Raw genomic sequence first — 26,478 nt, 5'->3', positions numbered from 1 at the left:
ACTGTCTCGCCCCGTACAGATTGGAGCCCCATGCCGTCCAGCAGCTACCTCTCGAAGCAGATGATCGTCATGCGCCGCGACCTCAAGATGCGCAAGGGCAAGATTGCCGCGCAGGCGGGCCACGCGTGCGTGGAGGCCACCCTCATGGCGCTCGTGCGCGAGGGCCGCGCGGGGCAGCTCCGCGCGACGGACGCCTGGGCGTGGCTCGAGCATGACGAGGCGGACCGCTCCCCGCTCACGGACTGGTTCGACGCCGGGGTGGCCAAGGTCTGCGTCTACGTGGACTCCGAGGAGGCGCTGCTCGACCTCGCCGCGCGCGGGCGCGAGCTCGGCCTTGCGGTGGCGCTCGTGCGCGACGCCGGACACACCGAGTTCCATGGGGAGCCCACCTACACCTGCCTCGCCTTCGAGCCGCTTCCCGCCGAGACGATCGACCCCCTGACCGGCGAGCTCCCGCTCTACTAGTTGCCTAAAAGGGCCTGTCCCCTTTTAGGCATGTTTCGACCCCGTAATTCCTACTTGCGCGCAGGGGTTATACGTGCCACCCTATCGTCAGCGAGCGTCGCCGCAGCGACCACCTCGCGGCCAGCACACATACCAAAGGAGGCACCCATGCGTCACGCGCGCACCGTCGAGGCCCTCGTTGGCTCCACCCCCCTGGTGGACCTCTCCGACCTCACCAGCAGCCCTGCCACCATCCTCGGAAAGCTCGAGGCCGCCAACCCCGGCGGCTCCGCGAAGGACCGCGTCGCCCGCGCCATGGTCGACGCCGCGGAGCGCGAGGGACGCCTCGCCCCCGGGGGCACCATCATCGAGCCCACGAGCGGCAACACCGGCGTCGGCCTCGCCATGGTCGCCGCCGCCCGCGGCTACCGCCTCATCCTCACCATGCCCGAGACCATGAGCGTCGAGCGCCGCCGCCTCGCCGCGGCCTACGGTGCCGAGGTCGTGCTCACGCCCGGCACAGAGGGCATGGCGGGCGCCGTCGCCCGGGCCGAGGAGCTCGCGGCGGCCACCCCCAACTCGATCATCGCGGGACAGTTCGACAACCCCGCCAACCCGCGCGCGCACTACGAGACCACCGGCCCCGAGATCTGGGCGGACACCGAGGGCTCCATCGACGTCCTCGTGGCCGGCGTGGGCACGGGCGGCACCATCTCCGGCTCCGCGCGCTTCCTCAAGGAGAAGAACCCCGAGGTGCGCGCCGTCGCCGTGGAGCCCGCCGAGTCGCAGGTGCTCGCCGGCGGCGCGGCCGGACCCCACAAGATCCAGGGCATCGGCGCCAACTTCGTGCCCGGCAACTTCGACCGCTCCGTCGTGGACGAGATCGTGCCCGTGGCCTCCGACGACGCCGTCGCCACGATGAAGCGGCTCGCCGGCGAGCTCGGAATCCTCGTGGGCATCTCCTCGGGCGCGGCCGTCGCGGCCGCCCTCTCGCTCGCCGAGCGCCCGGGCATGGAGGGCAAGACGATCGTCGCCGTCCTGCCCGACACGGGCGAGCGCTACCTCTCGATGGACCTCTGATGGACGCCGTCGCCATGGCCACCGCGAGCAGCCCGGCGCAGGGCGAGAAGAACGCGCGGCTTGGGCTGCGCGCCATGATTCGCGAGGACGCCCAGGCCGCCTTCGCGCGCGACCCGTCCGCGGAGAGCGTCTCCGACATCACGCGCTTCTCGGCAGGCTATCGGATCGTGCGCGCCTATCGCGTCCAGCACTGGCTCTACGAGCGTGGGCACCGCTCGCTCGCGCTCTGGCTCGCCACGCGCTCCCGCATCAGGTACGGGGCCGAGATTCACCCCGCCGCCCAGATCGGCCGGCGCTTCACCATCGACCACGGCGTGGGCGTGGTCATCGGCGGGACCGCCGTCATCGGGGACGACTGCCTCATGTACCACGGCGCCACCCTCGGCATGACCGGCAAGCACGGCGGCAAGCGCCACCCCACCCTAGGCAACAACGTGCTCGTCGGGGCCGGGTCCATCCTCCTCGGCACCATCACGGTGGGCGACGGCGCCCGCGTGGGCGCGGGGTCTGTGGTGGTGGACGACGTCCCGCCCCACACCACCGTCGTGGGCAACCCCGCCCGCGTGGTGCGCACGCGCGAGTGCCCCCTCTTCGACGACGTGGTCTGCGTCACCGACGACTCCGGCAAGAGCTGGCTCGTGGAGAAGTAGCACGCAGGGGCGACCTGACAAAGGTGACAGGGTCGTTTGTCATCATGACAAACGACCCTGTCACCTTTGTCAGGTCGCCCCTGTCAGGCCCGGCGCTTGCCCGTGAGGTGCGAGATCTCGACGCGCCACACGGCCACGCGCTCGAGCGCCGGCTCGGAGAATGAGACGGGCGCGCCGGGGGCCATGTGGTCCATGATGCACGCAAGACCGTGCACCTTCTCGCCCGCGTCGCGCACGCGCGCAATGCCGCCGACCGCCATGACGCTCTCATACGCATACGAGTACGCGCAGGCGAAGTCGCCCTCGATCACGCCCGCGGGCACGTCGAGCTCGAGCGCCACCACGGGGTCGGCATCCCACGCCTCAGCCTTGCGCCCCTCGCCCGCCGAGTGCATCCAGAAGACCCAGCGCGGCTCGTCGTCCTTCTCGCCTAGCACCTCGTAGCCAAAGCTCATGGGCACGACGAAGGGGCCCTCGTCGTCCGCGGAGCCGACGTGCAGGACCTGCGCCCTATCAACGATCGACCTCAGCTCAGCCAGGTCCGTCACCTCGCGGTGGGCGCGCCGCATCGCCCGCGGTGCCGTCATAGCACCTGCTCCAGGCACGTCTTCTGCGGAACGAGGCCCATCGCGTCGTAGAACGCGCGCGCCCCGGGGTTGCACGACCACACGTTGAGCGTCAGGTTGTGGCACCCGAGCTCGCGCGCGTGCTCGACGACACGCCGATAGAGCGCCGTCCCCACGCGCCGCCCGCGGGCCCGCTCGTCCACGCAGATGTCGTCCACGTAGAGCGAAAGGATGGGCTGCATGTTGTTGCTCGAGCGGAAGTCCTGGACCTCGCAGAACGCATGGCCGAGCACCTCGCCCGGCGCCGCCCCCTCCTCCACGGCCACGAAGACCGGGCGGGCGTCATCGGCAAAGATCGCCAGCAGCTCCTCGTCCGTGTACTTGCGGGTTCCCGCGCGAAAGAGGTCGGGCCTCCCCGCGGCATGGACCTCCAGCACCTGCCGCAGCAGGCTCGTCACGCCGGGCAGGTCCTCACTTCTCGCCCTTCGGACCATCATGGCCAAAGCGCCTCCTCTCCTGGACGTACGCCACAAACTCGTCGGCCTCCCCAGAGGTCGCAAAGCGCGCCGTGTACTGCTGGTCCCCCAGGTCATCCGAGAGCGCGGCGGGGACGCGTCCGCACGAGACGATGGCATCCCCCCAGCGCGCCATGATCTCCTCGTGCGCGCGACGGTACCGATGGACGTCCCTTCGGGCGGCATAGACGCAGACCGCCGGGTCGCCCGTCGGCTTGCAGCGAAGCTCGTCATGGCACACCATGTCCGCCCATGCCTGGTAGACGTCGATGCCGTGCGCCTGGCAGATCATCTCCGGGGTCGAGCCCCCGGGCGGGCGGACGTTCACCTCGAGCCCCACGTAGTCGCCCGCGGCGCCCAGGCCGGGGCGGTCGTGCGCGAGGCGGAAGAACTCCATGTGCACGAGGCGGCTCGCAAGGCCGAAGGAGCGCGCGAGCGCCCGGCCCGCCCGGGCGAGCGCCGGGTCGACGGTCGGCAGGGACCGATAGCTCAGGTCGAGCTGCCGCTGCGCGACGTCGGCCATCGAGGGCGGGAACTCCTCCTGGTTCTCGAGCAGAGGCTCCCCCCGGCTGTCGAGAAGGGCGTCGTAGGAGCAGATGTCGCCCTCGACGTACTGCTCGACCACATACGGGACGTCCCCGTGGTCCGCGATGAGGTCGCGAAGGTCGTCATCACTCGTGAGCAGGCGCGCCCCGCCCGACCCCACGCCGACCTCCGGTTTGGCGAAGACGGGGAAGTGGCCCATCTCCCCGATGAACCAGCGCGTCTCGTCGAAGGTGGTGAGGCGCGTCTGGCGGGCCGTGGGGACCCCGGCGGCGGCATAGAGCGGCTTCTGGGCGGCCTTGCTCTGCCATGCGGCGATCTGGGCCGGGAGCGGGCCTGTGCGGACGTTGAAGTCCTCGCGCAGGCGCGCGTCCTGGGCGAGCCAGTGCTCGTTGTTGGACTCCACCCAGTCGACCTTGCCGTACTTGAACGAGAAGAACGCGACGGCGCGGAAGACCTGGTCGTAGTCCCCGAGGTCGGAGACCCAGTAGTACTCATCGAGCGACGCCCTGACCTCGGGGGCCAGGGCGTCGTAGGGCGTGTCCCCAATCCCGAGGGCGCGCGCCCCGTTGCGGCGGAGCGCGGCGCAGAACTTCCAGTAGACCTCGGGGAACTGCGGGGAGGCAAAGACGAAGTTCATTTACTCGGCGCTCGTGTCCTGCTTCTTCGCGGCCGAGCGGGTCGTCCTCTTGGCGGCCGGCTTCTTGGCCGCGGGCTTCTCGGCGGCCTCGGCCTTGGGTGCGGCCGCCTTGGCGGCGGGCTTGGCGGCAGCGGTCTTGGCGGCAGCGGTCGTCTTGGCGGCAGCGGTCGTCTTGGCGGCAGCGGTCGTCTTGGCCGCAGTCGTCTTGGTAGCAGTCGTCTTGGTGGCAGTCGTCTTGGTGGCAGTCGTCTTGGTGGCCGTGGGCTTCTTCGCGGCGGTCATCTTGGTGGCGGTCGTCTTGGTGGCCGCAGCCTTCTTGGTGGCGGCGGGCTTCTTCTCGGCGGGCGCGTCCTCCGCGGTGGCCTTGGTCGCGGCGGCCGGCTTGGCAGCGGCCTTGGTCGTGGCCTTGGCGGCCGGCTTCTTGGCCGCGGCGGCCTCGACCTTCTCCTCCGTGGCGGCAGCGGCCTTCTCCGCGGCAGGCTTCTTGGCCGCGGCGGACTTGGCGATGGCCGCCTTCTTCGTCGCGGCCGGCTTCTTGGCGGCCGGCTTCTCCTCCGTCACCGCAGCGTCCTTCTCGGCGACCTTCTCCACGCTCTTCTCGGCAACCTTCTTCGCCGCCGGCTTCTTGGCTGCGGCGCGCTTGCGGGCAGGTGCCTTCTTCTTGGCGGCTGCGGCGGCCTCGCGCTCGGCAGCCGTGGTCTTCTCCACGTCCTCGAGCACGATGGGCATGAAGTAGCGCACCTGCTTCTTCCACCAGAACCAGGTGTGCGAGACGTCGCCGCCCCAGTAGTCGCACCACGCCTCGACGCCCAGGCGCTGGAGCTGCGCGTCGATCTCGCGCGTGGTGCGGAGGCTCTCGGCCTCGCTCGGCTCCTGGCCGCAGCAGAACAGCAGCTGGCGCTGGTTGTAGAGCGCGATATAGGGGTGGTCGGTCGGCATGTTGGGAAGGAACGCGCACGGCGTGTTGTCATAGAGCGTGGCGTCCATCCAGTCGCCAAAGAAGCGGCTGGCGTCGTAGACGCCCGAGAGACAGACGCAGCCCTGGAAGAGGTCGGGGCGGCGCAGCGCGAAGATCGCGGCGTGGGTGGCGCCCATGTCAAAGCCGAGCGCCAGCGGGCGCGCGTCGGAGCCGCTCACCTCGGCCACGAGCGGGACGAGCTCCTCGCAGACCGCCTGGTAGTAGGCCTCCTGGCGGGCGGCGCGCTCGACGGCGTAGCCGTCGGAGCCCCAGGACTCGCCATCGACGTTGCTGACGCAGAAGAGCTGGATCACGCCGGCGTCGAGGTAGTCGGCCAGCTCGTCGACGAGTCCGACCTCCTCGAGGTTCTCCGGGCGCTGCCCGAGCGGCGCGAACGCCATGACCGGCTGGCCGGCAGACCCGTACACGATGACATCGAGGTCCTCGCCGAGGATCTCACTGTGACGAACGACCATCTTCTTGTCCATAGTTACTCCCCCGTGAGCACGGACTATCAAAAGCAAAGCCGTATTCTAGCGCTTATGGGCGCGGCCTGTGTATTTCGCGCGTAAGGCCTGTACCAAATGGAAACGATGCGGACCTCGATTTGCGCCCGGGAGCGCTTCTGGAACACAATGCTCCATACCCAAGAAGCCGCAGGCAGCGGCCGCAGGACAACGGGGGGCCTCATGAGGGACAAAACACGGCGGGTGCTTGCGGGCGCGGCGAGGTCGCTTCGGCTTGGGGGCGTCGCCGCGCTGGCGCTTGGCGCCGTCGCCTTCGTCTTTGCCCTCCTCACCCACGGGCTTGACTGGAAGGTCGGGCTCGACTGGGCGTGCAGGCTGCTCTACGTGACGGGGGCGCTCTGCCTTGTCGTGGGCGGGTGCGGGCTTCTCGTCTCCGGGCGCGAGCGGGCAGACGGCGCCGCGTCCCCCAACGAGGACGACGCCCCGCGCGCGTTCTGGCGCGAGGTCGGCCTTCCCTGGGAGGTGGCCATCTGCTTCGCGGCCGTGGTCCTTCTTGCGGCGGGAACCGTGGTGGAGATGCTCGTTTTGCTCGTCCGGTAGGTTCTGAGACGGGGGCGCGGGTAAGGCGTGTTACCCTTTCTGATTGGCTCACCGCCCAGAAGAGCAGAGAGGACCCCCGCAGATGCGCATAGGATTTGACAACGACAAGTACATCTCGCTTCAGGCGGAGAAGATTCGCAAGCGCATCGGGCAGTTCGGAGGCAAGCTCTACCTGGAGTTTGGTGGCAAGCTCTTTGACGACTACCACGCGAGCCGCGTCCTTCCGGGCTTTGAGCCCGACTCCAAGATCCGCATGCTCGAGAGCCTCAAGGAGGACGTCGAGGCGATCATCGTCATCAACGCCGACAACATCGAGAACGCCAAGCGCCGCTCCGACATCGGCATCACCTACGAGGAGGACGCGCTGCGCCTCATGGACTCGTTCCGCTCGCGCGGGCTCATGGTGGGCGGCATCTGCATCACCCACTTCACCGGGCAGCCGCACGCCGAGGCCTTCCAGCGCCGCCTTGAGGGCATGGGCGTCTCGGTGTGGCGCCACTACCTCATCGACGGCTACCCCTCAGACGTCAACCACATCGTCTCCGACGAGGGCTTCGGCAAGAACGACTACATCGAGACGAGCCGCCCGCTCGTGGTGGTGACCGCCCCCGGCCCCGGCTCGGGCAAGCTCGCCACCTGCCTCTCGCAGCTCTACCACGAGAACAAGCGCGGGATTGCCGCCGGCTACGCCAAGTACGAGACGTTCCCAGTCTGGAACCTGCCGCTCAAGCACCCTGTGAACGTCGCCTACGAGGCGGCCACGGCCGACCTCGACGACCGCAACATCATCGACCCGTGGCACCTCGAGGCCTACGGCGAGGTCACCGTCAACTACAACCGCGACGTCGAGACCTTCCCCGTCCTCAAGGCCATGATGGAGAAGATCGCCGGCGAGAGCCCCTACCAGTCTCCCACCGACATGGGCGTCAACATGGTGGGCCTGTGCATCTCCGACGACGAGGCCTGCCGCGAGGCGGCCAAGAACGAGATCGTGCGCCGCTGGTTCACGGCGGCGGAGGAGCTGCGCCGCACCGGCGAGGGCACCGAGGCGCTCGACAAGATCGAGCTGCTCATGCGCCAGACCGACGTCACCTGCGACTACTCCCCCGCCCACCAGGCTGCGCTCGCCAAGGAGGAGGACACAGGCGGCCCCGCCGCAGCCATGGTGCTCCCCGACGGCACGCTCGTGACCGGGAAGACCTCCGACCTCATGGGTGCCGCAGCGTCGCTTCTGCTCAACGCGGCGAAGCACATGGCGGGCATCCCCAAGCAGACCTACGTCGTGAGCTCCGAGGCGCTCGCGCCGATCTGCCACCTCAAGACCGAGCACCTGCGCAGCCGCAACCCGCGCCTGCACTCCGACGAGATGCTCATCGCCCTGTCGCTCTCCTCCGCCACCAACCCCCAGGCCGGGGAGGCCGTCGACGCGCTCGACCAGCTCGCCGGCTGCGACGCCTACTTCTCGGTCATCATCTCGGAGGCAGACAAGAGCACCTACCGCAACCTCGGCATCAACGTCTGCTGCGAGCCCAAGTACGAGCGCCACGGCTACTACCACCGCTAGACGCCATGGCCTACCAGCTCATTGCCCTCGACATGGACGGGACGCTGCTCGACGGCGCCAAGCGCGTGCTGCCGTCCTCGACCGAGGCGATCGAGGAGGCGCTCGCCGCCGGGAGGCACGTGGCAATCTGCTCGGGCCGCTGCCCGGCCATGGTGGAGGTCAGCCGCGACGAGCTCGCCGGCATCCGCTACGCGATCTGCGGGAGCGGGACGAGCCTCTATGACCTCGACGAGCGCAGGCTGCTCTGGGAGACGCGCCTCGACCACGACGCGCTCGTCCGCATCCTCGACGCCTGCGAGGGCACCGACTGCCTCCTCGAGCCGTTCGTGGGCAGCTCCTTCCTCTTCGAGAGCGACGCCCTCGAGCGCATGCCCGGCTTCGGGCTCGGGGTCTACGTCGAGTCCTACCGGCGCGCCGGCCGTCCCGCCGAGGACATGCGCGCGCTTCTCCGCGACCCGCGGACCCACGTCCAGAAGATCAACGTCCACTTCCGCGACGAGGCCACCCGCGAGCGCGTCCGCGCGCTCGTGAGCGACCTGGGGCTCGGCCTCGTGGACTTCGAGACGGCGAGCCTCGAGTTCTCCCCCACGGAGGCGAACAAGGGCACCGGCATGCTCGCCCTCGCGGAGCTCCTCGGCGTGCCGCGCGAGGCGACGATGGCCGTGGGCGACGCCGACAACGACCTGCCGATGCTGCGCGACGCGGGCCTCGGCGTGGCGATGGGCAACGCCAACGAGCGCGTTCGGACGGCGGCCGACGTCGTGGTGGCCGACAACGACCACGGCGGCGTCGCCGAGGCGATTCGCACCTACCTGCTGGGTAGCGCGCACTAGGAGCCCGGATGCCGCACAGGCCCCTCAGGGAGAGGCGTGCGCGGCAGAATTGGGGAGTTGTGCGGTATCGCGCGACGCGGCCGCCACGACGGCGCGCCGCCCGCTATCCTGTTGCCGCAGGCGACGCCACAAGGAGGAGGACCCGTGGAATACCAGCTCATGGCAATAGACATGGACGGGACGCTGCTTGACAGCTCCAAGCGCGTGCTGCCCTCCTCGACCGAGGCGATCGAGGAGGCGCTCGACGCGGGCCGTCAGATCGCCATCTGCTCGGGGCGCTGCCCGGTCATGATCGAGATGGACCGTGACGACTTCACCCGAGTCCGCTACGCGATCTGCGGAAGCGGCTCGGCGATCTACGACCTCCACGAGCGGCGCCTCCTGCGCGAGACCACGCTCGACCACGCCCTTCTCGACCTGGCGCTCGAGGCCTCCGAGGGCGAGGACTACATCTGCGAGGCGTTCTCCGGCCCCGGCTTCTACTTCGAGTCCGACATGGTCGAGCGCATGCCCGACTACTACATGGGCATCTACGTGCCGCTCTACGCAAAGACGGGCACGCCCATGGAGGGCTTCGAGCGGCGCCTGCGCGAGCCGTCGTTCCCCGTACAGAAGTTCAACCTGCACTTCCGCACCCCCGAGGCGCGCGCGCGGGTGCGCGAGCGGCTCGAGAGCGCCCCGCTCGAGCTCGCCTACTCCGACGAGGCGAGCCTGGAGCTCTCCCCCATCGGCGTCAACAAGGGCACGGGCATGCTCGAGCTCGCCGAGCTGCTCGGCATCCCGCGCGAGGCGACGATCGCGATCGGCGACGCCGACAACGACCTGCCGATGCTGCGCGACGCGGGCCTCGGCGTGGCGATGGGCAACGCCAACGAGAACGCGCGCGCCGCGGCGGCCGTGACCGTCGCCGACAACGACCACGGCGGCGTGGCCGAGGCCATCCGCCGCTTCCTGCTGGGCGCGGGCGACGCCCGAGGAGGCGAGCGCGCGTGAGCAAGAGGCGCGTGCTCCTCATCGCGACCGGCGGCACCATCGCCTCGACCGAGGACGGCTCCGGGCTCGCCCCCACGATGACCGGGCCCGAGCTCGCCCGGCAGGTCCCCCTGCTCGACACCCTCTGCGAGCTGGACTTCGTCCAGCCCATGAACATCGACAGCACCAACATGCGTCCGCGCGACTGGCTGTGCATAGCGCGCGAGGTGCGCCGCGCCTACGACGCATACGACGGCTTCGTGATCCTCCACGGCACGGACACCATGGCCTACACCGCCGCCGCGCTCTCCTACCTCATCCAGGACAGCGAGAAGCCCATCGTGCTCACGGGCTCCCAGCAGCCGATGGCCAACCCCTTCACCGACGCCAAGCTCAACCTCTACCAGAGCGTCCTGTACGCCTGCGACCCGGCGTCCCACGACGTGAGCGTGGTCTTTGGCGGCAAGGTCATCTGCGGGACCCGCGCACGCAAGCAGCGGACCATGAGCTTCAACGCCTTCTCGAGCATGAACTACCCGTCACTCGCCTACATCCGCGGCAATGGCATCGTGCGCCCAGCAGGCATGGCACCCGCGCCCGCAGGCCACCACCGCCCGCGCTTCTACGACGCCCTCGACGAGCGCGTCATCGTGCTCAAGCTCACCCCGGAGCTCAAGCCCACGATCTTCGCCCTCCTCAAGCCTGACTATGACGCCATCATCCTCGAGACCTTCGGCATTGGCGGCATCCCGGCGTACGACGAGTCCTACCAGCGGGCGATCTTCGACTGGGTCGACTCCGGCCGCGCCCTCGTGGTCACGACGCAGGTGCCGGAGGAGGGCCTTGACCTCGGCGTCTACGAGGTCGGTCATGCGTACGCGGAGAAGGACGGAATCCTCAAGGGCGATGACATGACCACCGAGGCGCTCGTCGCCAAGACGATGTGGGCGCTTGGCCAGACCCATGACCCCGCAGAGCTCTCGCGCCTCTTCTACCAAGAGATCAACCACGATCGCATGCCAAAAGGCTGACAAAGGTGACAGGGTCGTTTGTCATGTTTTTCATGACAAACGACCCTGTCACCTTTGTCAGCCTTTGTCCGGCGGCCGCGGCTAGCGCTCGCGACGGGAGAGGCTCCGCGCGCAGGGACCGAGCACCCACCACGCGAGGGCCGCGCACTCGAGCACAAAGATCGCCAGCGCAAGGCCGAGCGCCACAGGCGCCGCGAACGCGCCCCAGAGCACGCAGCCCAGAAGCGCGAGCGCGGGCAGCGCCATCACGACCGCACCAATGACGAGCCCGGCAAACACCATCAGCGTGGCGCCGCCGCCCTTGACGAGCTGCGCCTCGTTATCCCACGTGAGCCGCGGGAAGAGCGCCCCCAGCCCAAGCGAGAGAAGGCCCAGGGAGATCGTCGCGCCGAGGTAGACCAGGATGAGATATGCCCCCGACGCCGCGGGCACGCCCAGCGCCACGATGGCAATCACAAAGAGGACGAGCATCGGCACCGAGGAGAGCGCGAACGGCGCCACGAACTTGGCGGCCAGATACGCGCTCCAGTTCATGGGCAGGCCGCGCATGAAGAAGAAGTCCTCGCCGTCGCGGCTCACGCCCATCGTGAACGAGTAGGACGAGAAGCCCAGGAAAAGGCCAAAGACGAGCACGACCACCGCGCACCACACGAGCGCGGGGCTGTCGAGGGCCAGAAGGCTCGTGAGCTCGCGCGCCATCCCGAGCAGCGCCGCCGGGTCCAAGCCGGCGTCAGACGCCTGCGAGACGCCCACGACGCCGCTCACCACGATGATGGCGATGAAGTAGAGCGGCATGAGCAGCGAGCTCAGGACAAACTGGTTGAAGAACACCGGCACGCGCACCATCATCTTCCAGTCGCGGCTGAGGTTCGCCGCGAGCGCGCCCCGCGTGCGCGTGACCTGCGAGAGCTCCGCCCCCTCGACGCGGCGGCCGCGCTTGCCGCCCGCGCCCTGGAGCGCCTGCACGCCCTCGAAGTACCAGCGCCGGGAGACGGCGGAGAGCACGGCGGCATAGACGGCCACGCTCGCGAGCATGGCGAGAAGCCCGCCTGCCGCCACGAGCGCGTCTCCCGAAACGACAAGCCGCGCGAAGAGCGACGGCGGGCACAGAAGGCCCATCACGACCGCAGGGGCGCCACCCGAGAGCAGCTGCTCCGAGCCCGAGGCGAGCGAGGCCAGGCCGTCGCCCTGGAGCGCAAACTGGCTCCCCACGCCAATGACGAGCACGAGTACGATGATGATGCCGCCAAAGACGCGGGAGAAGCGGTCCTTGTCGTGCGCCAGGCGCGAGAAGCGCATGATGGGCACGCAGACGATCACGAGCGCCAGGTTGACCGCCACGGCGCACAGCACAAACGCCAGCGTCATGGCCACCCACGCCCCGGGCCCGGCCCCTGCGGACAGCAGGCACCCCAGCCCCACCGGCAGAAGAATGAGGTCGCCGATGATCGACATCCCCAGGAAGTGCGCGAGCTTGGCCCACATGATCGTGGTGGCCGAGACGGGAAGCGTGAGGTAGTAGCCGAGGTCGCGCACAAAGTAGAGGATGTTCACGGCCTGATAGAGGCCAGTGAGCAGCGTGAGGCCCACAAGGCATACCACGCAGAGGCTAAACGCCACGTAGGGCGTGGTGCCCACCTCCCCCAGCATGAAGCCCATCATGAAGAACATCGCCGCAAGGAGCAAAAACAGGAAGCCCATCGCCACCTTGCGCGCACCCGCGCCGAGCGACCCCCAGAGCCCCTTGCGCGACTCGCCGTCGCCGCCGAGGCCCATGCCCGTGCTGTCCAGGTGCTGCTCGCCGCGCATGATGACGCGCAGCATCACGCGGAACTGCCGCCAGGAGAGGCCCTGGGCCGCCGCGCGCGCCATTACCGCGCCTCCCCTGCGGCGGCGCCGTCCTTCTCGCCCTGTGCAAACGGCGAGTTGTCAGACGTGAGCTCGAGGAACATCTCCTCGAGCGAGCCGTTGGACCGGAAGTGCTCGCGCATCTCGTCGACGGTGCCCACGAAGAGCAGCTCGCCGTGCGCGATCACGCCGACGCGGTCCACGACCTTCTCGGCCACGTCGAGCACGTGCGTGGAGAAGAGCACGGTCTTGCCCGCGTCCGCATGGCGGCGCATGGACTGCTTGAGCAGCCACGACGCCTTGGGGTCGAGGCCGGTCATCGGCTCGTCGAGAATCCAGATGGCCGGGTCGGGCAGCAGCGCGCCCATGATCATCATCTTCTGGCGCATGCCGTGGGAGTAGGACTGGATCTGGTTGTCCAGCTCGCCCTCCATGCCGTACTCGTGCGCGAGCTCGGCGATGCGCTGGGCCCGCACGGCGTCCGACACCTCGTAGACGTCGGCGATGAAGCGCAGGAACTCGTGACCCTTGAGGCGAAGCAGGTGGTCGGGCGAGTCGCTCACGTAGCAGAGGTTTCTCTTGGCGGCGAGCGGGTCGGTGGCCACGTTCACGCCATCGAGCTCGATCGTGCCTGAGGTGGGCGCGAGCACGCCGGCGAGCATGTTGAGCAGCGTGGACTTGCCTGCGCCGTTGGGGCCGAGCAGGCCGAAGATCTCCCCTGAGCGAATCTCAAGGGAAAGGTCGCGCACGGCCGTGGTCGCGCCGCCGTCGTAGGACTTTGACACGTGGTCAATCTTGATCATGGGTCTCCCGTCTCTGGGGCCAGCCGGTCATGTGCGCCATTCTACGCTAGGAGAACCCCCCCCGGCAAGTTATGGGTGACTTGACAAAGGTGTCAGGGTCGTTTGTCAGGTTTCCTGACAAACGACCCTGACACCTTTGTCATGCCCGGATCTCTGCGGGACGGCTACTCCTGCTCGGGCAGGACCTTCTCGCAGTAGTCGCGAATGATCGAGCAGGACTTGCGCATGGCGCGACGCTCGTCGTAGGAGAGGTCGATCTCCAGCACGGAGTCGACACCGGTGCTGCCGATGACGCAGGGCACGCCGGCGGAGATGCCGGACTCGCCGTACTCGCCGTCGAGGTGGGCGGAGAGCGGCACCACGCGCTTCTCGTTGTGGAGGATGGAGGTCACGAGCGCGGCCACCACCGAGGCGATGCCGAACTCGGTGCAGCCCTTGCCCGAGATGATGGCGGCGCCGGACTCGCGCACGCGGCGCATGATGTCGGCAAAGTCGATGGTGTCCACCACGTCATCGCGCAGCGACAGATACTCGCGCAGGCCGATGCCCTCGACGGAGATGCGCGAGGTGGGGATGAACATCGAGTCGCCGTGCTCGCCCATACAGAAGGCCTGGATCTGGCGGCTGGAGACGTCGATGGTCTCGGAGAGCACGCGGCGCAGGCGCGCGGAGTCGAGCGAGGTGCCGGTGCCAAAGACCTGGTTGCGCGGCAGGCCGAGCTTGCGGTAGAGGTACTCCACCACGATGTCGGCCGGGTTGGAGACGCTGATCAGGATGCCGTGGAAGCCGGACTCCTTGAGCGGGCCCACGATGCCGTCGAGCACCTTGATGGTGCCGTCGAGCATCTGGAGGCGCGTCTCGCCGGGACGGCGGCTGCGGCCGGCGGTGAGGATCACGAAGTGGGCGTCCGCGCAGTCGGCGTAGTCGCCCACGCGGATGGTGAAGGAGTCGCCGAGGCCGGAGGCCAGGTCGTCGAGGTCGAGCGCCTGGGCGCGCGCGGCGTCCCGGTTGACGTCGAGAAAGACGATCTCGTTCACGAGGTGCTGGAACATGAGGCAGAGCGCCACATGGCTGCCCACGCGCCCCGCGCCGATGATGACGGCCTTACGTGTCCTGATGTCGCCCGTGTGCATTGATGCTCCTATCGTCCTGGCGCGGCGCGCCGTTGCTCACAAAAAAGGGGCGCCTTGGGGCGCCCCTCCATTCTAACCGGTTGTGGACGTTCTGTGACGTTAGTGTTTCAGAAAAACGACGCCGTTCACCGAGGAGTGCGCCTGCTCAAGCGGCGGCCCGGCGAGAACAGGCGCTCTGGCGATGGTGCGCCCCCGCTCCGCCCCGGCAGACCGCCGTAGGCACGAGACGAGGCCTCCTACTTCGCCGCCAGCCACGAGGCGAGCTGCTTGTCCTCGATGGCCCGCTTTCCGCGACCGAGGTAGTGCCGGCGGGCATCCTTGATCGCGGAGGACGCCTCGTCCACGAGCCCCGGGTTCTTCTCGACAAGCTCGCGCGGGAGAAAGAGCACGCCCGAGGCGTCCTCGTCGCGGAAGGCCCAGTTGATTCCTATGAGGTTGTAGGCAAGAGAGGCCTCCTTGCCCTTTGCCAGCACGAAGTAGGTCCCGTTGTCGCCCGCAACCGGGCGAGCGTCGAGGGCAAACCAGGGTATGTTGAGCGTTGCGGTGCTCGAGGCCTCCGTGAAGCCAAACGCGGAGAGGGTCACCGTATAGTCGGCAACGAGCTCCGCGAGCGAATCGTCGCCCGCGCTGGCGGCACCTCGCTGCGCAAACCACCTCCGCACCAGGCCCGCGCGCGTTGCGAGCAGAAGCGGCGGACGCACCGCCATCACGACACCAAACACGAGAAGCGCCACGAAGAGCAGCGTGCCCCCGACCATCTCGACGGAAGGGGCAAAGAGACACGCGAAGACGGAGGCGATGGTCATGAGCCCAAAGAGCACGGCACAGAGAATCCCGAGCTTCCGGGTGTAGCGGATCTGCTGGGCGCGGAAGAGGTCGCGGAACCCCTCGATGTCCATGTGGACGGAGTAGGACACGCCTTCGAACATATGGCTCCCTTTCACGAGACGGTCGCCTGACATGGCACAACCGTAGTCGTGTCACGTCAGGCGACCGTAAGGGAACCGTTCGAAAACTATGGGAGGGGGCACAAATCCCTAGTCGCGCGTGAGCTTACGGTGCAGGCGGTGGGGCTTGGACGCCTCCGCGCCGAGGCGCTTCTCGCGGTCAGCCTGGTAGGCCTCGAAGTTGCCCTCGAACCAGTGCCAGCGGCCAGGGTTCTCGTCCGTGCCCTCCCAGGCGAGGATGTGCGTGGCCACGCGGTCGAGGAACCAGCGGTCGTGCGAGATCACCACGGAGCAGCCGGGGAACTCCTCGAGCGCCTCCTCCAGGGACTCCAGCGTCTCGACGTCGAGGTCGTTGGTGGGCTCGTCCAGGAGCAGCAGGTTGCCGCCCTGCTTGAGCGTGAGCGCGAGGTTCAGGCGGTTGCGCTCGCCGCCGGAGAGCACGCCCGCGCGCTTCTGCTGGTCCGAGCCCTTGAAGCCGAACGCCGCCACGTAGGCGCGGCTCGGGATCTCGGACTCGCCCACGCGGATGTAGTCGTTGCCGTCGGAGACGACCTCCCAGAGGGTCTTCTCCGCATCGATGCCCGAGCGCATCTGGTCCACGTAGGAGAGCTTGACGGTCTCCCCCACCGCGAGGGTGCCGGACGTGGGCTCCTCCTGCCCCACGATCATCTTGAAGAGCGTGGACTTGCCCACGCCGTTGGGGCCGATCACGCCCACGATGCCGTTGCGCGGCAGGGAGAAGGAGAGGTCGTCAATGAGTACGCGGTCGCCGAAGCTCTTTGAGAGGTGCTCGGCCTCCAGGACCTTGGCGCCCAGGCGCGGGCCCACGGGGATGTGGATGTCGGTGAAGTCCACGCGCTTGGAGGCGCGGGCCTCGGCCTCCATCTGCTCGTAGCGCTCCAGGCGCGCGCGGTTCTTGGCCTGGCGCGCCTTGGGGCTGGAGCGCACCCACGCAAGCTCGGACTTCATCTTCTTGGCGCGGCGGGCGTCCTGCTGGCTCTGGGCCTCCAGGCGCGCGGCCTTCTTCTCCAGGTAGGTGGAGTAGTTGCCCTCGTAGGGGTAGAGCTGGCCGCGGTCGACCTCGCAGATCCACTCGGCCACGTCGTCGAGGAAGTAGCGGTCGTGCGTGACGGCCATGACGGCGCCGGGGTACTTGTGCAGGAACTGCTCCAGCCAGAGCACCGACTCGGCATCCAGGTGGTTGGTGGGCTCGTCAAGGAGCAGCAGGTCGGGTGCCTCAAGCAGCAGCTTGCACAGCGCCACGCGGCGACGCTCGCCGCCGGAGAGGATGGAGACCGGCGCGTCCGGGTCCGGGCACTGCAGGGCGTCCATGGCCTGGGAGAGCTGGGAGTCCAGGTCCCAGCCGTTGGCGGCGTCGATCTCGTCCTGGAGCTGGCCCATCTCGGCCATGAGGGCGTCAAAGTCCGCATCCGGGTCGGCCATCTCGGCGCTCACCTGGTTGAAGCGCTCGATCTTGGCAAGGAGGTCGGCAAAGGCCAGCTCGATGTTCTCGCGGACGGTCTTGTCCTCCTCGAGCGGCGGCTCCTGCTGGAGGATGCCCACGGTGTAGCCCGGCGTGAGGCGCGCCTCGCCGTTGGAGACGTCCTCGAGGCCGGCCATGACCTTGAGGAGCGTGGACTTGCCGGCGCCGTTGGGGCCCACCACGCCGATCTTGGCGCCGGGGTAGACGCCCACCGTGACGTCGTCGAGGATGACCTTGTCGTGCACGGCCTTGCGGGCGCGGTTGAACATGTAGACAAACTCTGCCATGGGGTTTCTCGCCTCTCTTGTGCGGGGCTTACCGTCACACCGAGTCTATCCCAGCCCCCTCCCCCGGGCGAGAAGAACGCGCTGCCTGCAGGAGAAATCCGCCACGGGAGGCGGGGGGACGGCGCGCCCGGCCCGCACGCCCCTCCCCGCGCTGCGGATCTGGGGGCTATGGCAATTCCCGTCGCCACAGCGTCGCGGAATTTGGGGTTATGGCAATCGACGCCACCCAACAACTGGCCGTTCTTCTCGATGTGCTGCGCTTTTTGGGGTTATGGCGGCCCAGACTCTGCCATAACCCCAACCCGCGCAACGCCTCCGGGCCGGGAATTGCCACAACCACCAGATTCGCAGCGGGAAGCGGGCGGTGGCAGCTGCGGCGGACAAACGTTGGCCCGCGACGCGCCGAGAGGCGCGTCCGGTCGCGCAGTTTTGGTACCGTTCACAAGCCGCACATCAAAACATGACCTCGTGCGTGGCACAATCAGACGAGGAAGCACCAGGGGGAAGGAAGGCACATGCCAGAGGGTATCCGCAAGGTCAACGTCATCGGTCACCTGCACCCGGACACGGACAGCATCTGCTCGGCCATCGCGTACGCGCACCTCAAGAACGCCGTCGAGCACACGGACATCTACCAGCCGCGCCGCGCGGGCGCCATCAACCGAGAGACGGCCTTCGTGCTCAGGCACTTCGGCTTTGCCGAGCCCGAGCTCATCACCTCCGTCACCCCGCAGATCAAGGACACGGAGATCCAGCGCCAGGGCGGCATCGACGGCGAGATGAGCCTCTTTGCGGCATGGAACCTCATGCGCGAGGCTAAGACCGACACCCTCTGCGTCACCGACGAGGAGAACAACCTCGAGGGCCTCATCGCCGTCAAGGACATCGCCAACGCCAACATGGACGTCTTTGACATGAGCGTGATCGGCGAGTCGCGCACCTGCTACGCCAACATCGTCGACACCCTCAAGGGCGAGATGATCCTCGGCGACCCCACCGGCCGCGTCACCGGCGGCTGCGTCCGCGTGGGCACCACGCCCGAGATGATGGAGGACACCGTCAAGCCCGGCGACATCGTCCTTGTGACCAACCGCTACGAGACCCAGCAGTTTGCCGTCGAGAGCGACGCGAGCTGCCTTGTGGTCTGCTGCAGCGCGCACATCTCGAGCAAGGTCATCTCGTCCGCCGAGCGCCATGGCTGCGCGATCATCACCACGCCGTATGATACCTATGCCGCGGCGCGCATCATCTCGATGTCCATCCCCGTGCGCGCCAAGATGCTCTCCGAGGGCATCCTCAAGGTGAGCGTCAACACCTCCGTCGACGACGCGCGCAAGATGATGGCCCACTCGCGTCACCGCTACTTCCCCGTCATCGACGAGAACAGCCACTACGTGGGTCTCGTGAGCTCGCCGAACCTCCTCGCCGCCAAGAAGAAGCACGTCATCCTCGTGGACCACAACGAGCGCTCGCAGTCCGTCGAGGGCCTCGAGCAGGCGGAGATCATGGAGATCATCGACCACCACCGCATCGGCTCCATCGAGACCGAGGGGCCCGCGTACTTCCGCAACGTGCCCGTCGGCTGCACCTGCACGATCGTCTACATGATCTATCGCGAGAACAACGTGGAAATCCCCAAGGACATCGCCGGGCTCATGCTCTCGGCCATCCTCTCCGACACGCTGGCCTTCCGCTCGCCCACCTGCACGCAGATCGACCGCGACACCGCAAACGCGCTCGCCAAGATCGCCGACGTCGACATCAACGCCTATGCCGACGAGATGTTCGAGGCCGGCGCCGACCTCACCGGCCGCACGGCGGAGGAGGTCTTCGGCGGCGACTTCAAGATCTTCAGCCGCGGCAACGTCAAGTTTGGCGTGGGCCAGGGCACCTACATGACCGAGAAGAGCCGCAAGGCGGCCGAGGAGCTCGTGGGCCCCTACCTGAGGGAGGCCGCCGCGCTCGAGGAGCTGCCGCTCGTCTTCTACCTGTTCACCGACGTCAAGAGCTCGTCGAGCGAGATGCTGTGGTACGGCGAGGGCGCCGAGGACATCATCGCGCGCGCCTTTGACGTGGAGCCGACCGACGGCATGGCCAAGCTGCCGGGCGTCGTCAGCCGCAAGAAGCAGGTCATCCCCGCCCTCATGGCCACGCTCCAGAGCATCCAAGAGGGCACGGACTAGCGCCTTGCGCCTGACGCCAGTGATGCACGACCGCCGCCCGTCGGATTGTTGTCCGGCGGGCGGTATATCATTGCTGCGACACGTTGGACGAACCAAGGAGCCGCCATGGCCGAGTCCCACTTCCTCGCGCTGCTCTCGCGCATGAAGTACATCGAGCGCTGGGCCCTCATGCGGAGCTCTCGCCCCGAGAGCCTCTCCGAGCACACGCTCGAGGTGGCGCTCATCGCCCACATGCTCTGCGTCGTGGGCAACGCTCGCCATGGCCGCTCGCTCAACGCCGAGCGCGCCGCGCTCGTGGCGCTCTACCACGACGCCTCGGAGATCATCACCGGCGACATGCCCACGCCCGTGAAGTACCACGACGGGACCATCAGAAGCGCGTACGGCGCCGTCGAGCGAGAGGCGGAGCGCCAGCTCCTGGCGGCGCTTCCAAACGACCTGCGCCCCTGCCTCGAGGACGTCTTCTGGACGCCGGAGGGGGCAGACGAGGACGAGCTCTACCTCCGACGGCTCGTGAAGGCGGCCGACAAGATCTCCGCGCTCATCAAGTGCGTCGACGAGCGCCGTGCCGGCAACGCCGAGTTCACGAGCGCGGAGCGGACCTGCCGCGCCGCGGTGGACGAGATGGCGGCAGAGCTCCCCGAGGTCGCCGACTTCGTGTCCGAGTTCCTTCCCTCCTACGGAGCCACCCTCGACGAGCTGCTCTAACCCTCCCGTTGCCTATTTGGGGACAGGCCCCTTTTAGGCATGTTTGCATGCTAGAAAACATGCCTAAAAGGGGCCTGTCCCCAAATAGGCAACGTCCGGAAACGGAGAACCCATGCCCCACGCCCTTCATGCGAGGCTTCCCAAGAACTTCGTCCTCGAGGAGCGCCTCGAGCGCTACGCGGACGCCATCGAGCTCACGCCCGAGCGCTGGCGCGGCCGGTGGGCGGAGGCCTGCTGGCGCGGCATCGGCGCCGAGGCGGGGGCCGGGCGCTACCGCGAGGTGCGCCTCGACCTTGGCTGCGGGAAGGGGGCCTTTGCCGTCGAGGCGGCCCGCCGCGAGCCCGAGGTGCTCTTCGTCGCCATGGACGCCGAGCCGATCTGCGTGGCCTACGCGGCCCAGCGCGTCTGCGAGAGCGGCCTTTCCAACGTGATCGTGGTCCCCGGCACCGGCATGCGCGTCCGCGAGTTCTTCTCGCCCGGCGAGCTCGCGCGCATCTACCTCAACTTCCCCACGCCGTTTCCCCGCAAGCGCGACGCCCATCTACGCATGGCGAGCATGGAGCGCCTCATAGACTTTCGGGGGGTGCTCGCCGCAGGCGGCGAGGTGGCCTTCAAGACCGACAGCCAGCCGCTCTTTGACTTCATGCTCACGCAGGTGCCGCTTGCCGGCTACCGCATCCTCTGGGAGTCGCGCGATGCGCGGGCGGACTATCCCGACGAGCCCACGAGCGAGTACGAGGAGCGTCTGAGCGCGCAGGGCGCGAAGGTGCTCTCCCTCGTCGTCACCCCCGGCCCCGCGCCCGAGCGCGCGGAGCAGACGGCGGAGCTCTCGCTTGCGGCCTATCTCCCCCAGGACCTGGCCTCGCTCGAGAGGCTCTCCTACGCACCGCACGGCATGCAGGCGACGGTCGCCAACCTCAGGAACCGCGCGGAGCGGCTCTCCTCCCGCGGCGCGGGCCGCTAGGCGGGGCGCGCCTCCCCGCCGACCGTGGAGAGCGAATCGGGGATGAAGCCCTCGAAGATCACCGGCGCTCCCTCGGCCTCGCTCTCCAGCATCTCCCGCTCGGAGCGGATCGTCCAGGTGACAAGGTGCGCGCCGAGCCGCCCGCAGGCCAGCCGGACCGCCGGGAGGCCCCGGTCGCGGAACCGGCACGCGATGAAGTCCGGCCGTGCCGCCACGTTGCCGAGAAGCGCCGTCGCCCCGAGGCGACGCAGCGGGTCGAGGTCCTTCTCGCCCAGGAAGCTCCGCACGAGCTGGCCGCGCAGGACGTCCGGACGGTGGGAGCGCAGCCAGCGGAGCACGCGAGAATCGAAGCTCTCCACGCAAAAGCGAAGGTCATAGCAGTCGATGCACGCCATCGCGCGGCCGGCGAGCAGCCCTGCGTTGGCATCCGCGGTCTTGAGCTCGATGATCACGGGAGGCGCCGGGGCAGCATCGGCATCGCCCGCCGCGTCAAACAGCCGCAGCACCTCGTCGAGCGTGGGGATGCCCTCGTCCGTACCCATGAGCCGGCACTCGCCGAGCTCGGCAAGGGTCAGCTGCTCGACCAGCCCCGAGCGGCCGCAGAGGCGCTCCAGACACGAGTCGTGAATCACGACGAGCGCGCCGTCGAGCGTGAGGCGGACGTCAAGCTCGACACCAAACCCCAGCTCGCGCGCCTTGGCGAAGGCGGCGAGCGAGTTCTCGGGGATGCCGGCGGCATGCAGGCCCCGGTGCGCGTAGCGGTGGCGGGCAATCTCCGCCCAGCGCTCCTCCAGCCCCTCGTCGCCGCGGCGCGGCGCCACGAGCGCGCAGGCTCCCGCCGCGATTCCCGCTGCGGCACCGACGGCGATTCCCGCCGCCCCAAGAACGTCTCGTATCCTCATGGGCGCTCCCTCCGGTCGCTCCCTCGATGCTAGCAGTTCGCCACGAGGAGGCGCCTTCTTGCCGCGCCTTTTCGGCTGACGGCGGGCGACGCCGCGAGACCGCTCGCAAGACGCGCCCGGCACCCGGCCGGAATGGGTAGTAAGGTAGTGTGCTCGCAACTTCACGCCCCAGGGCGAGCAACGCAAGGAGGCACCATGACTAGGATCACCCCCGGCAACCGGGTCTACCTGTACCAGCTCCTCTCACGCGAGCTGGGACGGAACAGGCAGACGCTCCTGCCGCGCGCAGAGGAGGCGCTCGCCGCAGACGGCATCGTGCCCGCGGACCTCGGCTGCGCCGACATGCGCGAGCTCTGCGAGCAGCTTCCCGAGTTCATCAAGCTGACGGTCTTCAAGAAGGGCTACGTGTACGCGACGGTCCTCGCGTGCGAGGAGTATGACCGCGCGCTCGAGCGGGCGCAGGGCGCCGGGGACAAGGCGGCCGCGAACGGCAAGCCCTGGAAGCGCAAGCGCGGCGCCAAGGCGCTCAAGCCCGTGAAGCCGCGGCACGTCGAGCGGCCTGACGAGAAGGGCGGGCAGGATGCCAAGGCCCCCGAGGCCGAGGTGCCCGCCGAGCCCAAGGCGGGACAGGTGCCCGCTCCCGAGGCCGAGGCACAGGCCCAGACGCCTACCGAGGAGGAGAAGAAGGTGGCAGGCGGCGAGCCGGGCACGGGGGAGGACCGGCCGACCCCTGATGCCGGCCAGCCGGATCGGGACGCCGGGCAGAGCGAGCCCACCCCAGGCGCCGAGGCGCCCGCCGGGCCCACGGCCGACGCCCCAGAGGCCGAGGCCGCCGCGGAAGAGGCGCCCGACGACGCAACGGCCGCCGAGCCAAAGACGCCCGCCGAGTCCGCACCCGCCGGGCCCGCGCACGAGCCTCCCATCTCCTTCACCATCACCTACGTGCCCGAGACCCCGCCCGCGCGGGAGGAGCCCGAGGCAGATGCCATCCCCCTGCCCGACGTCGCCCCCCGCGTCCGCGCCGACCTCCCACAGGACTTCCACGCCGACATTCGCTGCTCCGACGAGCAGCTGAGCCTCCTCTACCAGGTGCTCCCGCCCAACGTGGACCCGCTTGCCGTGCTCGAGGAGGACTTCCGCGCCGCGCGCTCGACGGACGCCCTCGAGGGCACGCGGAGCAACGTGTCCTTTTCCCTGCGCTACCTGCAGGCCGACGGCGTGACCCCGGTGCGCGTCACGCTGCGCCGCTCCGCGCGCCCCGTCTCCGGCAAGCGCTGGGCGCTCACCGAGGTCGACGCGGGCAAGGCGGAGGAGGTCGGCCTCGAGGGGCTTGGCAGCGCGCCCGCCGGGGCGTGGGCGGCCTTCGCCGGGGCCGGCGCGGATGGCGGCGCCGACCCGCTGCAGGTCCTCACCTCGACCATCGCCCTCGGCCCCTGGGATGACGCCCTCGAGCGCCTCGCGGCGCTTGCGGCGCCGGAGCCCTGGGGGGAGGGCCTCGCCATCCTCAGGGACTACCTCATGATGACGGTCACCCGCATCGTCTCCGAGGGAAAGATCGCCGTCGCCTCCGACGGCGCGGCCGCCTCCTTCGACACGGGCCTGCTCACCGCGGACGGAGAGCCCATTCGGGCGCTCCTCTCCCCTCTTGCGGGAGACATCCCCTGGCAACTGGTCGAGTTCTCCACCAAGGGCGCCGGCAGGCCGGCATGCTACCTCTCCTCGTTCGCCGAGGCGTCGTTCGACCCGACGATGTCCTCCCCCGTCTTCTCTGGGGCCGCGCTGGTCGCGCGCAACCCGCGCGCGGCAACCCCCGCCTACGACCCCGTCCTCGACAGGACCGTGCTGCTCGTGCCCAACGAGGGGTCGGCGCTGGCGCTGCTCCCGGCGGGCGACAGCTACGAGGCAATCGCCACGCTCGCGCTCGCAGACGCCTATGCCTGCGCCCGCGTAGTGAGCGCGGACCAGCCGGAGTGGCTCTTTCCCGGGCGCAGGGGCTAAAGGCTGCGCAATCAGGCCCTTGGTGCGAAGGCCGGGGCGCCGCCGCGCGCAGTCGGGCCCCTGGTGCGAAGCGTTTTCACGGGTGGTGCGAGTAGCCAGCCGAGCATTTGCCAGGTCGCAGCTCTCCCACGCCTTGGAAAAACGGCGCTTTTCCAAAAAACGCTTCGCACCAGGGGCCCGACTGCGCGCGGCGGCGCCCCGGCCTTCGCACCAAGGGCCTGATTGCGCCACATCCGTGTGTCCAACACGTCTCAAACTGACGTGGCCTGACCGGCCGTCCCGAGCACCGTGCTACATTCTTCCCCGTGAGCACCCGCGACCCTGGAGGCACGCATGGCCAAGATTGAGATGAAGATCCCGCTCGTCGAGATGGACGGCGACGAGATGACCCGCATCATCTGGCAGATCATCAAGGACGAGCTCATCTGCCCGTACGTTGACCTCAAGACCGAGTACTATGACCTCGGCCTTGAGAATCGCGACAAGACGGACGACCAGGTCACCGTTGACTCCGCCGAGGCCACCAAGCGCCTGGGCGTGGCCGTCAAGTGCGCCACCATCACCCCCAACGCGGCGCGCGTGGAAGAGTACGGCCTCAAGCAGATGTGGAAGAGCCCCAACGGTACCATCCGCGCGCTGCTCGACGGCACGGTCTTCCGTGCCCCCATCGTGGTCAAGGGGATTGACCCGGTGGTGAGCTGCTGGAAGAAGCCCATCACCATCGCCCGTCACGCCTATGGCGACGTCTACAAGAACGCCGAGATGCGCATCGACGGCCCCGGCAAGGTGGAGCTGGTCTACACCGCCGCGGACGGCACCGAGCGCCGCGAGCTCGTCCACGTCTTCGACGGCCCGGGCGTAGTCCAGGGCCAGCACAACCTCGACGCCTCCATCGAGAGCTTCGCGCGCAGCTGCTTCGAGTACGCGCTCTCCACGGGTCAGGACCTGTGGTTTGCCACCAAGGACACGATCTCCAAGACCTATGACCACCGCTTCAAGGACGTCTTTGCGGACGTCTACGAGGCGGAGTACCGCGCCCGATTCGAGGCGGCCGGCATCGAGTACTTCTACACGCTGATCGACGACGCCGTGGCGCGCGTGGTCAAGTCCGAGGGCGGCTTCATCTGGGCCTGCAAGAACTACGACGGAGACGTCATGAGCGACATGCTCTCCTCGGCCTTCGGCAGCCTCGCGATGATGACCTCGGTGCTCGTGAGCCCGCACGGCTACTTCGAGTACGAGGCCGCGCACGGCACCGTGCAGCGTCACTACTACAAGCACCTCAAGGGCGAGCCCACGTCCACCAACTCCGTGGCCACGATCTTTGCCTGGACGGGGGCCCTGCGCAAGCGCGGCGAGCTCGACGAGCTGCCCGAGCTCGTGGACTTTGCCAACCGCCTGGAGGCGGCCACGGTCCACACGATCGAGTCCGGACGCATGACCGGCGACCTCGCGCGCATCACGAGCCTCCCCAGCCCCGAGACGCTCGGCACGCGCGAGTTCATCCTCGCCATCCGCGAGACGTTCGACGCCGAGGCCTAAAGGCGACCCGACAGGACCTGACAAAGGTGACGGGGGCGTTTGTCATGATGTTCATGACAAACGCCCCCGTCACCTTTGTCAGGTCGCTCACAGATTGCCGGTGAGCGCCTCCTTCACGATGGCGGCGCACTCGCGCAGCGTCGCCTGGGGCAGGTAGAGCGGGTTCGTGCGGGCTGCCAGGCCATACGCGCCGGACAGCCCGTTCTTCTCGGCAATGCGCAGGGCCCGGTAGAGGTGGAAGTCGTTGGTGACCACGGCGACAGAGTCGCCCGGATCCAGGAGCTCGGAGGAGTTGCGGATGTTCTCCACCGTGGTGCTCGAGCGTTCCTCCTTCGTGATGCGCGCCCCGTCCAGCCCGCGCGCCTCCAGGTACTCCGCCATGGCGTCGGCCTCGGTCCGGGACTCGCCAAAGCCCTGCCCGCCCGAGACGACGCACGCCGTCTCGGGGTTCTCGTCCAGATACGCGAGCGCCGCCTCCAGGCGAAAGCGCAGGGTCTCGCTCGGATAGCCGTCGGGCCTAAGCCCCGCGCCCAGCACCACCAGGCAGTCCACGCCCGCAGGCGGCGTCGCCGCGGCCGTGGTGGCAATGAGCGCCGAGAGCGCTCCGACGACGAGCGCACCCGCCGCAAGCACGACGCATATCGCAAGGCGCACGCGCTCCACGCGAGCAGCCGCGATCAGCGCCGCCCCGATCGCCATCCATGCCAGAAAGAACCCGCCCGCCGGATAGAGCGCCGCCATGAGTGCCCCATAGGCCACAAAGATGGCCCCCAGCACCGTCAGCGCCACAACCACGCCGCTTCACCCCCGCTCGCCC

The 26,478-nt window shown here is 68.6% G+C and carries 24 protein-coding genes; 13 read left to right on the top strand and 11 right to left on the bottom strand.

All coding sequences use genetic code 11. The annotated features are described in order from the left end of the window. The first annotated feature begins 30 nt into the window (after positions 1–30). The 3 genes from pth2 to epsC all read left to right on the top strand — a co-directional run bounded on the left by pth2 (position 31) and on the right by epsC (position 2,174). Positions 31–465 (top strand): aminoacyl-tRNA hydrolase, encoded by a 435-nt coding sequence (gene pth2, locus H6A23_RS00750; protein WP_204830290.1) that lies wholly within the window; start codon positions 31–33, stop codon positions 463–465. A gap of 147 nt (positions 466–612) precedes the next feature. After that, positions 613–1,524, top strand: a complete 912-nt coding sequence (cysK, locus tag H6A23_RS00745; RefSeq protein ID WP_204830289.1) for a cysteine synthase A — start codon at positions 613–615, stop codon at positions 1,522–1,524. After that, positions 1,524–2,174: a serine O-acetyltransferase EpsC gene (gene epsC, locus H6A23_RS00740; RefSeq protein ID WP_286165703.1), complete on the top strand. Its 651-nt coding sequence runs from the start codon at positions 1,524–1,526 to the stop codon at positions 2,172–2,174. The genes cysK and epsC overlap by 1 nt, the downstream gene beginning before the upstream one ends. 83 nt (positions 2,175–2,257) lie before the next feature. Here epsC and H6A23_RS00735 read toward each other — a convergent pair whose 3' ends face one another. The 4 genes from H6A23_RS00735 to H6A23_RS00720 are packed head-to-tail and all read right to left on the bottom strand — an operon-like array spanning position 2,258 to position 5,884. Beyond that, positions 2,258–2,761 (bottom strand): pyridoxamine 5'-phosphate oxidase family protein, encoded by a 504-nt coding sequence (locus H6A23_RS00735; protein ID WP_286165702.1) that lies wholly within the window; start codon positions 2,759–2,761, stop codon positions 2,258–2,260. Beyond that, positions 2,758–3,237: a GNAT family N-acetyltransferase gene (locus H6A23_RS00730; RefSeq protein WP_204830288.1), complete on the bottom strand. Its 480-nt coding sequence runs from the start codon at positions 3,235–3,237 to the stop codon at positions 2,758–2,760. Before H6A23_RS00730 ends, H6A23_RS00735 begins: the two co-directional genes overlap by 4 nt. Continuing rightward, positions 3,212–4,438 carry an ATP-grasp domain-containing protein gene (locus H6A23_RS00725; RefSeq protein WP_204830287.1) on the bottom strand — a complete coding sequence of 409 codons (1,227 nt, stop codon included), beginning with the start codon at positions 4,436–4,438 and terminating at the stop codon, positions 3,212–3,214. Before H6A23_RS00725 ends, H6A23_RS00730 begins: the two co-directional genes overlap by 26 nt. Then, positions 4,439–5,884: an alpha/beta hydrolase-fold protein gene (locus tag H6A23_RS00720; protein WP_204830286.1), complete on the bottom strand. Its 1,446-nt coding sequence runs from the start codon at positions 5,882–5,884 to the stop codon at positions 4,439–4,441. It lies immediately after the preceding gene. 201 nt (positions 5,885–6,085) lie between these two features. Between H6A23_RS00720 and H6A23_RS00715 the strand changes: the two genes are divergently transcribed. From H6A23_RS00715 to H6A23_RS00695, 5 genes are all read left to right on the top strand, one after another. Then, on the top strand, positions 6,086–6,463 hold the full coding sequence (locus H6A23_RS00715; RefSeq protein WP_204830285.1) for a hypothetical protein: 378 nt from the start codon (positions 6,086–6,088) through the stop codon (positions 6,461–6,463). A gap of 82 nt (positions 6,464–6,545) precedes the next feature. Next, positions 6,546–8,027: a DUF1846 domain-containing protein gene (locus tag H6A23_RS00710; RefSeq protein WP_087351776.1), complete on the top strand. Its 1,482-nt coding sequence runs from the start codon at positions 6,546–6,548 to the stop codon at positions 8,025–8,027. 5 nt (positions 8,028–8,032) lie between these two features. Next, entirely contained in the window at positions 8,033–8,860 is an 828-nt protein-coding gene (locus tag H6A23_RS00705) for a Cof-type HAD-IIB family hydrolase (RefSeq protein ID WP_204830284.1), read from the top strand. Between the two features lie 144 nt (positions 8,861–9,004). Further along, a complete protein-coding gene (locus tag H6A23_RS00700; protein ID WP_204830283.1) occupies positions 9,005–9,853 on the top strand; it encodes a Cof-type HAD-IIB family hydrolase in 849 nt (282 codons plus the stop codon). Beyond that, positions 9,850–10,863, top strand: a complete 1,014-nt coding sequence (locus tag H6A23_RS00695; protein WP_204830282.1) for an asparaginase — start codon at positions 9,850–9,852, stop codon at positions 10,861–10,863. Before H6A23_RS00700 ends, H6A23_RS00695 begins: the two co-directional genes overlap by 4 nt. 81 nt (positions 10,864–10,944) lie before the next feature. On the opposite strand, the gene H6A23_RS00690 is transcribed toward H6A23_RS00695, so the two are convergent. The 5 genes from H6A23_RS00690 to ettA all read right to left on the bottom strand — a co-directional run bounded on the left by H6A23_RS00690 (position 10,945) and on the right by ettA (position 17,364). Then, entirely contained in the window at positions 10,945–12,735 is a 1,791-nt protein-coding gene (locus H6A23_RS00690; RefSeq protein ID WP_204830281.1) for a putative ABC transporter permease subunit, read from the bottom strand. Continuing rightward, entirely contained in the window at positions 12,735–13,514 is a 780-nt protein-coding gene (locus H6A23_RS00685) for an ABC transporter ATP-binding protein (protein ID WP_204830280.1), read from the bottom strand. The genes H6A23_RS00690 and H6A23_RS00685 overlap by 1 nt, the downstream gene beginning before the upstream one ends. Positions 13,515–13,678: 164 nt before the next feature. After that, the gene (locus H6A23_RS00680; protein WP_204830279.1) at positions 13,679–14,647 is read right to left on the bottom strand and encodes an L-lactate dehydrogenase; all 969 of its coding nucleotides are present in this window, start codon (positions 14,645–14,647) and stop codon (positions 13,679–13,681) included. A gap of 236 nt (positions 14,648–14,883) precedes the next feature. After that, positions 14,884–15,576: a hypothetical protein gene (locus H6A23_RS00675; RefSeq protein ID WP_204830278.1), complete on the bottom strand. Its 693-nt coding sequence runs from the start codon at positions 15,574–15,576 to the stop codon at positions 14,884–14,886. Between the two features lie 108 nt (positions 15,577–15,684). Further along, positions 15,685–17,364, bottom strand: coding sequence for an energy-dependent translational throttle protein EttA (ettA, locus tag H6A23_RS00670; RefSeq protein ID WP_204830277.1), 1,680 nt, complete (start codon positions 17,362–17,364; stop codon positions 15,685–15,687). 515 nt (positions 17,365–17,879) lie between these two features. Between ettA and H6A23_RS00665 the strand changes: the two genes are divergently transcribed. The 3 genes from H6A23_RS00665 (at position 17,880) to trmB (ending at position 21,219) form a co-directional block, all read left to right on the top strand. Further along, complete coding sequence (locus H6A23_RS00665) at positions 17,880–19,547, top strand: putative manganese-dependent inorganic diphosphatase (RefSeq protein WP_204830276.1); 1,668 nt, start codon at positions 17,880–17,882, stop codon at positions 19,545–19,547. A 105-nt stretch (positions 19,548–19,652) separates the two neighbouring features. Continuing rightward, positions 19,653–20,255 carry a 5'-deoxynucleotidase gene (gene yfbR / locus H6A23_RS00660; RefSeq protein ID WP_204830275.1) on the top strand — a complete coding sequence of 201 codons (603 nt, stop codon included), beginning with the start codon at positions 19,653–19,655 and terminating at the stop codon, positions 20,253–20,255. 112 nt (positions 20,256–20,367) lie between these two features. Continuing rightward, positions 20,368–21,219, top strand: a complete 852-nt coding sequence (trmB, locus tag H6A23_RS00655; protein WP_204830274.1) for a tRNA (guanine(46)-N(7))-methyltransferase TrmB — start codon at positions 20,368–20,370, stop codon at positions 21,217–21,219. On the opposite strand, the gene H6A23_RS00650 is transcribed toward trmB, so the two are convergent. Next, positions 21,216–22,121 (bottom strand): glycerophosphodiester phosphodiesterase family protein, encoded by a 906-nt coding sequence (locus H6A23_RS00650; protein WP_204830273.1) that lies wholly within the window; start codon positions 22,119–22,121, stop codon positions 21,216–21,218. The genes trmB and H6A23_RS00650 overlap by 4 nt on opposite strands. 195 nt (positions 22,122–22,316) lie before the next feature. On the opposite strand from H6A23_RS00650, the gene H6A23_RS00645 reads away from it, so the two are divergent. Together H6A23_RS00645 and H6A23_RS00640 are read left to right on the top strand one after the other, a co-directional pair. After that, positions 22,317–24,119, top strand: a complete 1,803-nt coding sequence (locus tag H6A23_RS00645; protein WP_204830272.1) for a DUF3825 domain-containing protein — start codon at positions 22,317–22,319, stop codon at positions 24,117–24,119. A 333-nt stretch (positions 24,120–24,452) separates the two neighbouring features. Further along, positions 24,453–25,661: an NADP-dependent isocitrate dehydrogenase gene (locus H6A23_RS00640; protein ID WP_204830271.1), complete on the top strand. Its 1,209-nt coding sequence runs from the start codon at positions 24,453–24,455 to the stop codon at positions 25,659–25,661. An 87-nt stretch (positions 25,662–25,748) separates the two neighbouring features. Here H6A23_RS00640 and H6A23_RS00635 read toward each other — a convergent pair whose 3' ends face one another. Continuing rightward, complete coding sequence (locus H6A23_RS00635) at positions 25,749–26,456, bottom strand: YdcF family protein (protein WP_204830270.1); 708 nt, start codon at positions 26,454–26,456, stop codon at positions 25,749–25,751. Positions 26,457–26,478 lie beyond the last annotated feature (22 nt).

Origin of the sequence: Olsenella uli, assembly GCF_016900775.1 — a bacterium.
Taxonomy (GTDB): domain Bacteria; phylum Actinomycetota; class Coriobacteriia; order Coriobacteriales; family Atopobiaceae; genus Thermophilibacter; species Thermophilibacter uli_A.
Note: the sequence above shows the minus strand (reverse complement) of the source record. Positions and strands in the feature narration are given on the sequence as shown.